The sequence below is a fragment of the Actinoplanes sp. OR16 genome (genome assembly GCF_004001265.1).
In the GTDB taxonomy this organism is placed as follows: domain Bacteria; phylum Actinomycetota; class Actinomycetes; order Mycobacteriales; family Micromonosporaceae; genus Actinoplanes.
Window position 1 is genome coordinate 8265001 of sequence record NZ_AP019371.1, and the last position, 12197, is coordinate 8277197.

13 protein-coding genes are annotated in these 12197 nt (G+C 70.7%); 5 read left to right on the top strand and 8 right to left on the bottom strand.

Annotated features, from left to right (window positions below; all coding sequences use genetic code 11):
* Positions 1-82: 82 nt before the first annotated feature.
* The 3 genes from EP757_RS38080 to EP757_RS38090 are packed head-to-tail and all read left to right on the top strand — an operon-like array spanning position 83 to position 3491.
* Complete coding sequence (locus EP757_RS38080; RefSeq protein ID WP_127553184.1) at positions 83-1444, top strand: prepilin-type N-terminal cleavage/methylation domain-containing protein; 1362 nt, start codon at positions 83-85, stop codon at positions 1442-1444.
* Complete coding sequence (locus EP757_RS38085) at positions 1441-2016, top strand: type II secretion system protein J (protein ID WP_127553185.1); 576 nt, start codon at positions 1441-1443, stop codon at positions 2014-2016. Before EP757_RS38080 ends, EP757_RS38085 begins: the two co-directional genes overlap by 4 nt.
* The gene (locus EP757_RS38090) at positions 2013-3491 is read left to right on the top strand and encodes a ricin-type beta-trefoil lectin domain protein (protein ID WP_127553186.1); all 1479 of its coding nucleotides are present in this window, start codon (positions 2013-2015) and stop codon (positions 3489-3491) included. Before EP757_RS38085 ends, EP757_RS38090 begins: the two co-directional genes overlap by 4 nt.
* A 4-nt stretch (positions 3492-3495) precedes the next feature.
* Here EP757_RS38090 and EP757_RS38095 read toward each other — a convergent pair whose 3' ends face one another.
* Positions 3496-3873, bottom strand: coding sequence for a hypothetical protein (locus EP757_RS38095; RefSeq protein ID WP_127553187.1), 378 nt, complete (start codon positions 3871-3873; stop codon positions 3496-3498).
* On the bottom strand, positions 3870-4205 hold the full coding sequence (locus EP757_RS38100) for a hypothetical protein (RefSeq protein WP_127553188.1): 336 nt from the start codon (positions 4203-4205) through the stop codon (positions 3870-3872). The genes EP757_RS38095 and EP757_RS38100 overlap by 4 nt, the downstream gene beginning before the upstream one ends.
* A gap of 131 nt (positions 4206-4336) precedes the next feature.
* Here EP757_RS38100 and EP757_RS38105 point away from each other — a divergent pair, with 131 nt between their 5' ends.
* The gene (locus tag EP757_RS38105; protein WP_127553189.1) at positions 4337-5437 is read left to right on the top strand and encodes a hypothetical protein; all 1101 of its coding nucleotides are present in this window, start codon (positions 4337-4339) and stop codon (positions 5435-5437) included.
* A 51-nt stretch (positions 5438-5488) separates the two neighbouring features.
* On the opposite strand, the gene EP757_RS38110 is transcribed toward EP757_RS38105, so the two are convergent.
* The 4 genes from EP757_RS38110 to EP757_RS38125 are packed head-to-tail and all read right to left on the bottom strand — an operon-like array spanning position 5489 to position 8757.
* Complete coding sequence (locus EP757_RS38110; RefSeq protein ID WP_127553190.1) at positions 5489-6418, bottom strand: ABC transporter substrate-binding protein; 930 nt, start codon at positions 6416-6418, stop codon at positions 5489-5491.
* Between the two features lie 16 nt (positions 6419-6434).
* Positions 6435-7106 carry an ABC transporter permease gene (locus EP757_RS38115; protein ID WP_127553191.1) on the bottom strand — a complete coding sequence of 224 codons (672 nt, stop codon included), beginning with the start codon at positions 7104-7106 and terminating at the stop codon, positions 6435-6437.
* Entirely contained in the window at positions 7103-7756 is a 654-nt protein-coding gene (locus EP757_RS38120) for an ABC transporter permease (protein WP_127553192.1), read from the bottom strand. Before EP757_RS38120 ends, EP757_RS38115 begins: the two co-directional genes overlap by 4 nt.
* Complete coding sequence (locus tag EP757_RS38125) at positions 7753-8757, bottom strand: ABC transporter ATP-binding protein (protein WP_127553193.1); 1005 nt, start codon at positions 8755-8757, stop codon at positions 7753-7755. Before EP757_RS38125 ends, EP757_RS38120 begins: the two co-directional genes overlap by 4 nt.
* A gap of 127 nt (positions 8758-8884) precedes the next feature.
* On the opposite strand from EP757_RS38125, the gene EP757_RS38130 reads away from it, so the two are divergent.
* On the top strand, positions 8885-10270 hold the full coding sequence (locus EP757_RS38130) for an aromatic amino acid lyase (protein ID WP_232050221.1): 1386 nt from the start codon (positions 8885-8887) through the stop codon (positions 10268-10270).
* Between the two features lie 451 nt (positions 10271-10721).
* On the opposite strand, the gene EP757_RS38135 is transcribed toward EP757_RS38130, so the two are convergent.
* Both EP757_RS38135 and EP757_RS38140 read right to left on the bottom strand, forming a co-directional pair.
* Positions 10722-11237 (bottom strand): cysteine dioxygenase family protein, encoded by a 516-nt coding sequence (locus EP757_RS38135; RefSeq protein WP_127553195.1) that lies wholly within the window; start codon positions 11235-11237, stop codon positions 10722-10724.
* Positions 11234-12151, bottom strand: a complete 918-nt coding sequence (locus tag EP757_RS38140) for an amidohydrolase family protein (protein WP_127553196.1) — start codon at positions 12149-12151, stop codon at positions 11234-11236. Before EP757_RS38140 ends, EP757_RS38135 begins: the two co-directional genes overlap by 4 nt.
* Positions 12152-12197: the final 46 nt, after the last annotated feature.

Genomic DNA, 12197 nt, shown 5'->3' on the forward strand with positions numbered 1-12197 from the left:
GACGATTCAGCAAGGGGGAGTCGTTCGCGAAGGGGCTCAGCGAAGGAGCTGAGCCGAGTGGCTGAGCGAAGGGGCTGATGGCGTGCGCCGGTCCGGCGACCAGAACGGTTTCACGCTGGTCGAGGTCATCGTCGCGATCGCCGTGGTCAGCGTGGTGCTGACCGCCACCACGGTGTTCTTCGTCCGCAGTCTCACGCTCGGCGACCACTACGCCGGCCGGGAGGACGCCGTCCGGATCGCCACCTCGGCGCTGGAGGTCGCGACCGGGCTCGGCGGCGGGGCCGTGCTGACCCGCCGCGATCAGGCCTCGGTCACCAGGCAGGCACAGGTGGCCGGCGCCGGTCAGTACCTCGCCGACGCGGTGACGGTCTGGGACACCGACGCGAAGGCCGGGGACGGCGCGACGGCGAACCTGCCGACCCAGCCGGTCGCGGTGAAGCTGAACGGCGTCACGTTCCAGCAGAACTGGTACGTCGTGAAGTGCTGGCGCCCGGCCGGGATCGGCAGCACGTGCAACGCCGCCCGGTCCGGTGTGGAGCTGCTGCGCGTCGTCGTGGCCGTCCAGTGGCCGGATGCCCAGTGCCCGAGCGGGACCTGCGCGTACTTCCTGGCGACGCTGGTGAACGCGGCCGACGACCCGGTCTTCCCGACCGCCGCCACCTACTCCCCCTCAGCCTCGCCGTCGCCGTCCCCGAGCCCCTCCCCTTCCCCTTCCCCTTCCCCTTCCCCGTCACCCAGCCCGTCGGCGACCGGTGGCGGGACGGCCATCTGGGCGAACCGCAGCAGCGGTTACACCAATCCGGCCGCTCTCTGGATCTCCTCCTCGACGCTGACCGTCACCGGCCTGGTGCACACCAACATGGACCTGCGCATCGAGGGCAGCGGCGTGACCGTCGCCCCGCGCATCGAGTACGTCACCGCTCAATACCTCAGCGGCGGCACCGCTCCGACGCCGGTTCAGGTCGCCTCCTCCGTCCCGACCGGCATCCGGATCGTCGCGGACTACGCTCCCGGCGGGTCCGCGGCCACGGCGGCCGGTTCCGGTTACCACGCGGTGGCGGCCTCGGCGTGCGTTTCAGGATCGTGGACGTACGCCGCCGGCTCGGTGCCGGCGGCCGCGACCGTCGTCTACGTGCCGTGCGCGGTGAACGTGACCACCGACGTGTCCCCGCTGCTCGTCGCCACCGGCACGATCACGGTGGCCTCGTCGAAGGTGACGATCGGCAACAAGGCCAGCCCCGGTACGACCGGGCTGCTGAGCGGTTCGGCAGCCGTCCCGGCGATCATCATCTCCGGGTCGTACGCGACGGTCCACGGCCCCGTGCAGGCCCTCAGCGGCGGGATCCACCTGCTCGGCTCGTACAGCGTCTTCCGGTGCGGGATCATCGGCGACACCGTGCAGGTCCGCGGCGCCGATCTCACCATCGACGGAACCTGCCCATGAGAGCCCGGCCCGACGACGGCGTCACCCTGATCGAGCTGGTCGTGGCGATGTCCCTCATGGGGTTCTTCACGGCCGTCGCCGCCACCGCCGTGGCACAGATGTACCGCACCGCGAACGACGCCGAGGCCACCCAGGCCCTGCAGAGCCGTCTCGGCATCGTCTTCGAGCGCCTGGACACCGAGATCCGCTACGCGTCGGCGATCAGCAGACCCGGCCCCGGCGCCGACGGCGCCGACCAGTACGTCGAGTACCTCAACGGCAGCAGCCTGCTCTGCACCGAGCTGCGGCTGCGCGGCGACCTGCTGCAGCGCCGCACCTGGACCAGCGGCGCCACCCCGGCCGGCGGCTGGAGCACCCTGGCCGGCGGCATCACCAGCAGCACGCCGTTCAGCCTGTCCAGCACGGTGGGCCTGCGTCAGCAGCTGCGGCTGACGCTGACCGCCACGTTCGCGGCGGCCGGACCGGCGGCCGGCAGCCACACGACCGAGTTCCTCTTCACGGCGCTGAACTCGGACGCCTCGGCGGCCACCGCGAACGCGACGGTCTGCGCCGCGGGCCGGACCGGCACATGAAGGACGACCACGGCTCCCTCCCGGTCGCGCTGCTGATCTCGATGCTGGCGCTGTCGATCAGCGGCCTGCTCAGCTCCGCGCTGCTCAGCCAGGTCAAGGACGTCCGCCGGGCCGGCGACCGCGGACTCGCGATCAGCTCCGCCGAGGCGGGGCTGCAGGTCGCGCTCGGCCAGATCCGCGCGGCAGTCGACGGCGACGGCAAGGGAGTGCCGTCGCTGCTGCCGTGCGGCTCACTGGCCGGCAGCGTCTCCCCGGCGCCCGGCAACGGGTACAAGGTCGAGATCACCTACCTGAGCGCGACCGGCGGCCGGCTGGTCTGCCCGCCGCCGTACGCTCCGGCCACCGCGCGGCTGCGGGCGCAGGACGTCACCGACGGGACCGGTGGCGGGACCGCCCGTACCTCGACGGTGGCCGCGCGGGTGCTCGAGGCGACGTACACGTTCCGGGTGCCGAACGCGCAGATCCCGATGGGCCTGATCCACAACTATCCGGGCGGCGAGCTCTGCATGGACGCGCTCACCGACCAGCCCGCGGCCGGTGACGAGGTGTGGATGATGCCCTGCGATGCGCAGCGCCCGCACCGGCAGATGTTCGCGTACGTCTCGAGCATGGCCCTCGCCCACCCGAAGCCGCCGCAGTCGGCCGGGACCGACATGTGCCTGGACGCGACCCGGCCCGCCACCGCCAACCAGGTGGTGGTGACCTTCCAGCCGTGCGTGGTGCCGCTCGACGACACCACCACCCAGTCACCGCCGCGGCAGCTCTGGACGCTGCACGCAGGTCATGCGAGCTTCGCCGGCACCGACGACGCGAAGACGCTCAACGGCTGGTGCGTCAACCTGCAGAACCCGGGCGCGAAGCAGAGCCGGCTGGTCTACGCGAAGTGCACGAGCAGCCAGTACAACGTCACGTCGACGATGCAGCCGGAGCCGAGCGTCGGCGCGGGCGCGGCCGGCGAGAGCACCGAGCAGCTGGTGAACTACCAGCAGTTCGGCCGCTGCCTGGACGTGACCGAGGGCAACGTGCTCTACGGGTACCTGATCGCCTGGCCGTGCACGGCGAACCCGGTGCCGGCGAACATCTCCTGGAACCAGCGGTTCATCCTGCCCGCGGTCACCGACAAGACCACCGGCGGGACCGGCCGGGTCACCGCGACGAGGAGCGCGGTCCTGCACTGCCTGCGCAGTCCCCGCTCGGCGGCGGCCGGGCAGTACGTGACGGTGGTGCCGTGCGCCACCGCGCTCGCGGCCGAGGTGACCTGGATCCGGTACGTGGCGCACAAGGACAGCACGAAGTCGTACACCCTCGTCGACACGGCCGGGCTCTGCCTCGCGCCGAGCGAGACCGAGCTCTACACCCGGCTCGGCGACAAGATCGGCCGGATCACCGTCGCCCCGTGCGACGGCGGCCTGCTGCAGAAGTGGAACGCCGTCGTCGCGCCCTCGACCGGCCTCACCGACATCCAGGAGAGGTGACCGCTCAGCCGCCCGGGCATTGCCGGCCCCCGCTGATCGGGATGCAGTGGGTGACCCGCGGCGCCGGATCCTCGTCGCGGGCCGGCTGCCCGCTGCCGCTGGTGAGAGCCCACTGGAACAGCAGGATCACCGCCATCCACCAGAGCGAGCGGATGAACCGCTCGGTCCACGCCTTCTCGCCGCGGCGCCAGGCCACCGCCATCCCGATCAGCGGAACGGCGATGTTGAGGGCCAGCGCCGCGACCAGATAGCGGCCGGTGACCGTGGCGAAGTGCGCGGTCTGCGCCGGGTCCGGGAACTCGGGCGAGGAGGCACGCCGGACCACGCCGACGATCAGCAGGAACGGCACGCCGAAGAGCCAGCCGTAGAAGAGCGCCTTCATCGGGCCGCCACCAGCAGCACCAGCGCGGCCACCGCTCCGGCCAGCCCGGCGATCGCCGCGGCCGCGGTGCCGGCCACCGGCGCGGACACCCCGGAGCGGACCATCGGACGGGTGATGAGCGCGGCGATGCCGGTCAGCACCAGCGCCGCCGGAACCGCGAGCACCGCGCCGAACGACGCCACGAAGGACGGCGAGAAGCACCACGACACGGCGTCGTCACAGGTGTGACCGGTGTCGGTCTGCCAGAACCCGGCGAGCAGGCCGCCGAACACCGTCACGTACCAGCCGAGCGCCACCAGCACGCTCTCGCCGTACGTCCCCCGGTCAGTCATGGTCATCAGTATGTGACCCGGCCGCAATTCCGTCGTACGCGGTTCACCGAACGGTCGGCGATTGTTCGGTAAACGATTCTCTTAACTCATGTGACACTTTCTGTTCGGTAGATCAAATAACGGGAGGAAACATGGCCCGACGCGTGTTCCTGCACGTCGGCGCCCCGAAGACGGGCAGCACCTACGTCCAGAACGTCCTCTGGAACAATGAGCGGGCACTGCGGGACGCAGGCATTCTCCTCCCCGGCGGCTCGTGGGCCCAGGATCAGGCGATGACCGATCTCCGCGAGGTCGAGTGGCGTGATCCGCGGGCCTCCTGGACCTGGCAGCGGGTCGCCGACGCGGCCGCCGGATGGCGCGGCGACGTGATCGTCAGCAACGAGGCGCTCGGCGGCGCCACCCCCGAGCAGGCGGCCCGCGGCGTCGCGGCGTTCGGGTCGGCCGAGGTGCACGTCATCGTGACCGGCCGGGACCTGTGGCGCACCTTCCCGTCGTTCTGGCAGCAGAGCGTCCGGGCCCGCAACAAGTGGACGTTCACCGAGTTCCTGACCGCCGTCGAGGAGAACCGCTTCCCGACGTTCTGGGAGATGCACACCCCGAACCGGATGCTGAAGAAGTGGGGCGACCTGGTACCGCCCGCCCAGCGGCACCTGATCACGATCCCGGCGCCCGGCGCGCCACGCGACACGCTCTGGCAGCGGTTCGCCGGCATCACCGGCATCCCGGACGGCGTCTGCGACCTGGAGGACCCGACCGCGAACCCGTCGCTCGGCGCCGCCGAGATCGAGGTGCTGCGCCGGGTCAACGAGGCGCTCGGCGACCGGTTCCCGCACCGCACGCCCTACCAGCTGGTCGTCCAGCGGCACCTGGTCAACGCGGTGCTCAAGAACGGGAGCAACGACGTGCGGTTCGGCGTCGGGCTGGACCGGGCCGCCTGGGTGGCCGGCCTGGCCGAGCAGCAGATCAAGGAGCTGCGGGACTACCCGTGCCACATCGTCGGCGACCTCGACGAGCTGCGCCCGGTGAACATGACGGAGACGTCCAGCCCGGACGACCTCGGCGACGCGCGGATCCTGGAGACGGCGATCGAGACGATCGTCGGGATGGTGGAACACGCCGACACGCTGACCCGTGTCCCCAACGCGGACGGGGTGCGCGCCCTCGACCTGCTGAAACTCCGGGCCGGCAGCAGGCTTCGCCGTACCATCAAAAAGGTCAGATCCTCCCTCTGAAACGCGAACCGGCCCGGCTCTCCGAAGAGCCGGGCCGGTTTTTTCAGCGGATCAGACGAGGCCGTTCTCGGTCAGGAACGCCTTCGCGACCGTCGCGGTGTCCTGCTTGTCCACCTGGACCTTGGCGAGGTAGGTGGTCAGGTTCTCGGTGGTGAGCTTCGCCGAGACCGCGTTGAGAGCACCCGACACCGTGTCGTTGTTCGCCTCGGTGCGGATCAGCGGCAGGATGTTCTCGGCGAGGTACAGGTTGCGCGGGTCCTCCAGGACCACGAACCCGTTCGTCGCGATCGACGAGTCGGTGGAGAAGATGTTCGCCACGTCGATCTTGTTGTCCTTGAGCGCGTTGACGGTCAGCGGGCCACCGGCGTCGAGCGGCTTGAACTCCTTGAACTCCACGCCGTAGAGCTCCTTGAGGCCCTTCAGGCCCTGGTAGCGCTCGCCCCACTCGGGACCGGCGCCGATGGTGAGCTGGCCGGCGACCGGCTTGAGGTCGTCGATCGTCTTGAGGCTGTGCTTCGCGGCGGTCTCCTTGGTGACCGTCAGCGTGTCCTTGTCCTCGGCGGTGGACTGCTCCAGCACCTCGGTGCCGGCCGGCAGCACCTTCTTCAGCGCGCCGAGCACGTCCTCCGGCTTGCTGACGCCCTCCGGCGCGCCGCCCGGGGAGAGCGCGGCGAGCAGGGCGCCGTTGTACTCCGGGAGCAGGTCGATCGAGCCGTCCTGCAGCGCCTTCAGGTACAGCTCGCGGGCACCGATGTTGAACGAGCGCTTGACCTCGACACCCTTGGCCTCGAGAGCCTGCGAGTAGATCTCGGCGAGCAGCTCGCTCTCGGCGAAGTTCGCCGAGCCGACGGTGACCGCGCCACCGGACGACGCGCCACCGGTCTCCTGAGCCAGCGGGTCCTCGTCGGCGCCACAGGCCGCGAGGGAGAGGGCGAGAGCGAGGCCGGTGATGGCGGCCCCGACCGTACGTATGCGAGACATGTTTTCTAGACCTTCCTCAGGTGCTTTTCGAAGTTTGCCCGGAGAGTCCGGGCGACACGACCGAGCGCTGCACGAGCCCCAGAACCAGGTCGAGCACGACGGCGAGCACGGCGACGACGACGGCGCCGGCCAGGACACGGGAGTAGTCGTTGACGGCCAGGCCGTCGATGAGCAGGCGGCCCAGCCCGCCGAGACCGACCGACGCGGCCACCGTCGCGGTGGCGACCACCTGCAGGGCCGCGCTGCGGAACCCACCCATGATCACCGGGAGGGCCATCGGGAACTCGACCCGGAACAGCACCTGCAGCGGGCGCATGCCCATCCCCTTGGCCGCGTCCACGACACCGTGGTCGACGGCGCGCATCCCGGCGTACGTCGAGGTCAGGATCGGCGGGATGACCAGCACGGTCAGCGCGATCAGCACCGGGAGCAGTCCCAGGCCGAGCAGCGTGACCATGAGCATCAGCAGGCCCAGGGTGGGCAGCGAGCGACCCGCGTTGCCGGCGTTGATCGCGATGAACGAGCCCCGGCCGGTGTGCCCGATGTACAGCCCCACCGGCAGCGCGATGATCACGCCGAAGAGCAGGGCCAGGGCCGAGTAGCCCAGGTGCGAGATGATCAGCTGCGGGAAGCCGCCGGGCGTGCTGAGCTGCCAGTGCTCCGGATCCAGGAGGTAGGAGAGGTTCACGCCGTCCCTCCCCGCTGGAACCGGGCCCACGGCGTGACCGCCCGCTGGATCAGCACGATGACCAGGTCGGCGATGCCCGCGAGCAGCACCGACAGGATGATGCCGACCAGGATCGGCTCCAGGTAGAAGAGCTGGAAGCCGCGGGTGAACAGCTGGCCGAGACCACCCACGCCGATCAGGGCGCCGACGCTCACCAGGCTGATGTTGGCGACCGTGGCGACCCGCAGACCGGCCAGGATCACCGGGAGCGCGACCGGGAGCTCGACATCGATCAGGCGGCGGACGCGGCGGTATCCCATCGCGGTCGCGGCCTGCGTCACCGTCGGATCGACGGATTTCAGACCATCGGCCACGGTACGGGCGAGCAGCGCCACCGTGTAGATCGTCAACGCCACGACGATGTTGATCGGTGACAGCACCTTGGTCCCGAGCAGCACCGGCAGGAACACGAACAGCGCCAGCGAGGGGATCGAGTACAGCACGCCGCAGGTGTTCACCAGCGGGTGGTAGAGCCAGGTGAAGCGGACACCGAGGTAGCCGATCGGCAGGGCGATCAGGAAGCCCAGGAGGACCGGCACCAGGGCGAGCCAGATGTGCTGCTGGAGGGCCGTCAGCACGGTCTCGTAGTTGTTCTGCAGGTACTGGATCAACGCCGGCGCTCCATCAGATGGTCGACCAGATCATGATGGAGGACGATCCCGTCCGCCTTGCCCGACTCATCGACCCGGACCGCGATGCCGACCGGCGAGCTGATCGCCATGTCGGTGACCACCCGCAACGAGTCGGTGGCCCGGAAGACCCCGCCCAGGTCCCCCGCGTCCCGCCAGCGGACCGGCCGGCCGGCGTCGTCCAGCTCGAGACCGGGAGCCTCCGCGACCGGCCGCACCGGCAACCCGGCCGCCGAGTCGAACGACAGGCTGCGCAGGCCGCGGTCACGACCGACGAACTCGGCCACGAAGTCGTCGGCCGGCTTCTCCAGCAACTCCTGCGGCGCGCCGAACTGGGCCAGGATCCCGCCCTGCCGGAGGACCGCGACCCGGTCGCCCAGCTTGATCGCCTCGTCGATGTCGTGGGTGACCATCGCGATCGTCTTGCCGAGGTCCTGCTGCAGGCGGAGGAACTCGGCGTGCAGCTGGCCGCGCACCACCGGGTCGACGGCGCTGAACGGCTCGTCCATCAGCATGACCGGCGGGTCCGCGGCGAGCGCCCGGGCCACGCCGACGCGCTGCTGCTGGCCGCCGGAGAGCTGGGCCGGGTACCGCTTGGCGAACTCCGGCGCCAGGCCGACGCGCTCCAGCAGCTCCAGGGCGGCGGTCCGGGCCTCCCGGCGGGTCTTGCCGAGCAGCACCGGGACCGTCGCGACGTTGTCGAGCACGGTCCGGTGCGGGAACAGGCCCGCGCTCTGGATGACGTATCCGATGCCGCGCCGCAGCGTCGCCTCGTCCTGGGAGGCGACGTCCTGCCCGTCGATGAGCACCCGGCCGGAGGTCGGGGTGACCATCCGGTTGATCATGCGAAGCGACGTGGTCTTCCCGCAGCCGGACGGCCCGACCAGGGCGGTCAGTTTCCCGGTGGGCAGTTCGAGGGAGAGGTGGTCGACTGCCGTGCTGCCGCCGGGGTAGACCTTCACGACGTCGTCGAATGTGATCATGCTGCTCCTGGCGGTAGCTCCTGAATACTGCTATTCATACTTCCGTTGTAGTGAATAAGATGTCAACCGGTGTGTGTTGGGGGCCGCTATGCAGGGCTTTGGCCCACTCGATGGACACTCGCTCTCCGTGGAGGGCCTGGTGGCGATCGCCACCGGCATGACGGACGTCACCGTGGATCCGGCCGCGCTGACCCGCGTGGAGATGCGGCACGCCGTCCTCCAGGCCGCCCTGTCGCACGGCGCGGTCTACGGCGCGAACACCGGCGTCGGCGCCAACCGGCACGAGACCGCCGGAAACCCCTCCGAGCACGCGCTGCGCCTGTTGCGCAGCCACTGCGCGGGCGTCGGACCGGTGGAGGACGACGTCACGGCGAGAGCGGCCATGACCGTACGACTGAATCAGATCCTCGCCGGCGGCTCGGGCATCTCCCGGCGCATCGCCGAAGCCCTCGCCGAGGCGCTGCACCAGGGCGCCGTCCCGACCCTGCACCCGTGGGGCGCGATCGGCACCGCCGACCTCTCCGCCCTGGCCGAACTCGGTCTCACCCTGGCCGGCGAACGCCCCTGGCGGCACGGCACCGGCCCGGTCATCACCATCGACGCCACCGACGCCCTGCCGATGATCAGCTCCAGCGCGCTCACCGTGGCGACCGCCGCGCTCGCGCTCACGTCCGTCCAGAGCCAGCTGCGGGCCTCGATCGTGGTGGCGGCGCTCTCCTTCCTCGCCCTTCGAGGCAACCCGGAGGCGTACGACCCGGCCGTCCACGAAGCGCGGGCTCACCCCCAGCAGGCCAGGGTCGCCGCGACGCTCGCCACCCTGGTCGCCGGCTGCGGACCGGCGGTACGCATCCAGGACCCCTTCGGCCTGCGGGTCGTCCCCCAGGTCACCGCGCCGGCGGTGCACGCCGCCCGGGAGCTGAGCGGCGTGCTCACCGCCGAACTCAACGCGGCCGTCGAGAATCCCCTGGTGACCGACGGCGGCGTCCTGCATCACGGGCAGTTCCACACCGCAACCCTAGCCACCGCTCTTGACGCCATGCGTAGCGCTTTCCTACCAGTTCTATCTCTTTCCTCGGCAAGGCTGGGTCTGCTCATGCGTCCGGATCTGACCGGTCTGAGGGCATTCCTGGCGTCGGGTCCACCCGGCAGCTCGGGCCTCATGATCAGCGAATACGTGGTCCAGGACCTGCTCACCCAGATCCGTGTCGGCATGCAGCCCACAGCGGCGGGCACGCTCTCCATCTCGCTCGGGCTGGAAGAGCACGCGAGCTTCGCCACACAGGGCGCCCGGGCCCTGCGAACCATGACCTCCCTGGCCCCGATGATGCTCGCCGCCGAACTCGTGGCGGCGGTCCGCGCCCTGCGGATGGCCCCGGGCCGGCTGCCGGCGGGCCTGGCCCACGAAGCCTTCACCCTGGCCGACAAGGCGCTGGCAGCCGACGAGGACGATCGTCCGCTGGGCACCAGCCTGGAGAAGGCGGCGGCCCTCCTCCCTCTGCTCGCCGACCTCTGACCGCATCCGCTGCCACCGCCGCCCAGCCGCCGCCTCCGCCATCCCGCCACCCGCCGGCCCAGCACCGAGATCTTGGGCGATCCTGCACATCAGCCTGTCCACGACCGCTCAAGATCCGGGAAGGAGGATCGCAGCGCGGCCCTCAATGCCGAGGCTGTCCACTTCTCGGCGCCAACCATGATCTGAGGCCGTTCGAGGACGACGAGCTGCTGCCGATCGGCACCGGCTGTGGGCTATTGCTGTCAATCCAGGCCCGCACCAGCAACCAGTCACAGCCGATCCAAGCCAGCTGTGATCCATTGCTCTGCATCCACCCTCGGAACAGCAATGGGTCACAGCCGGACGTCAGAGCCGGCGCCCAGCCAGCAACCAGTCACAGCCGGACGCCAGAGCCGGCGCCCGCCCGGCCAGCCAGCCAGCGGAACTTGGACAATTCTCGAGTGGCCGCTAATCAGGGGACGGGGGCGTCCAGGGGGCGCAGCTCGTCGGCATAGCTGACGGCGTGGCGGCGGAGGACTCCGGAGGGGCTGATCGAGTACTGACCCATGCGCCAGAGCGGCGGCGAGTAGGCGTGGATCGACACCGAGCCGTCGACGGCGCCGGCCATCCGGTGGATGTGGTCGGGGCCGAAGGCGAAGGCGCGGCCGGCCGGGACGACGCGGGTGACCGGTTCGCCGCCCATGCGCGGGTTGGATTCGGAGACGGCGCCCCGGGTGACGGCCACCGCGCCGGACGAGACGTCGTGGTCGTGCCAGCCGGTGTCGTCGGTCAGGTTCCAGCACAGCACCCAGACGTCGATGTCCTGGTCGCGGTAGAGGGACGCATAGTGGCGTTTCCCGGTGTCGTGCCGGACCAGTCCCTCCCACAGCGACGGGCGGGCGGCCAGCTCGGTCACCCAGTCCCGCAGCTCGCGGGGCGTGAGCACGCGCCCCGGCAACGAGGGCAGGTCGACCGCGACAGTCGTCATCGTGGTTCTCCGGTCAGCAGGTGGCGGGGGTTCGCAGTGAAGATCGCGTGGTCGAACGCAGCTCCCAGGCCCGGCTCGCAGGGCTGCGCGTAGGGGCGGTCGGACCCGTGCACGATGCCGTCGACGCCGACGACGCGGACCATGGCGTCGATGGCGCGGGTGCCGTACGAGCTGGTCTCGTAGTAGACGTCCGGGTCGACGACGCCGAGGGTTCCGCCGCGGGCGGCGAGGCGTTCGTGGTGCAGCGGCGCGAGACCGGCGAGGGCCACGAACGCGATCCGCAGCGAGGGGTGCCGGGCCCGCCCGCCGACGTGCCAGGCGAGCCACGACTGGTGCAGCTGGCTGACGTAGGGCACCAGCGCCGGCCACCACGACGGCAGGCCGGGCGGGCACGCGGGCGCCGGTCCCGGGTGGACGAGCAGCGGCTTACCGGCGCGTTCCAGCTCGTCGAGCAACGGCTTCATGAGGAGGATCGCGTCCGGATCGGTGAGCGCCGTGGCCGGAAGTTGCAGCCCGACGACCCGGTCGGAGCCGAGCACCTCGGACAGCGCGGCGGGATCAGGATCGGTCACCGAGGCGGCCGCCCAGACACGGAACGGATCCGGGAGCTCGAGCGCGCTCGCATGCCACACGTCGATCAGCGCGGCGCCCTCGCCGGCCGGCAGATGCTCGATGCCGAGCGGGCTGGAGAGCGAAACGGCCGCGATCTCCCTGCCGTCGGCCAGCTCGGCGGCGCGCCGCAGGCTCACGTCGTGGTCATTCCGATTGATCTCGTACGGGTCTTCGCCCGCCAGATGCAACGTCCAGTCCCGCAGATAGGGGTAGGTGTCCCGGCTTCGCAGCGCGTCGAGGAAGCGCGCCGGCCACAGGTGCTGGTGACAGTCGACCAGGCGAGGGGGAAGCGCTTCACTCACCCCTGAAGTGAAGCGCTTCCCTCCCCATCCGGCAACCCCGTCTCAG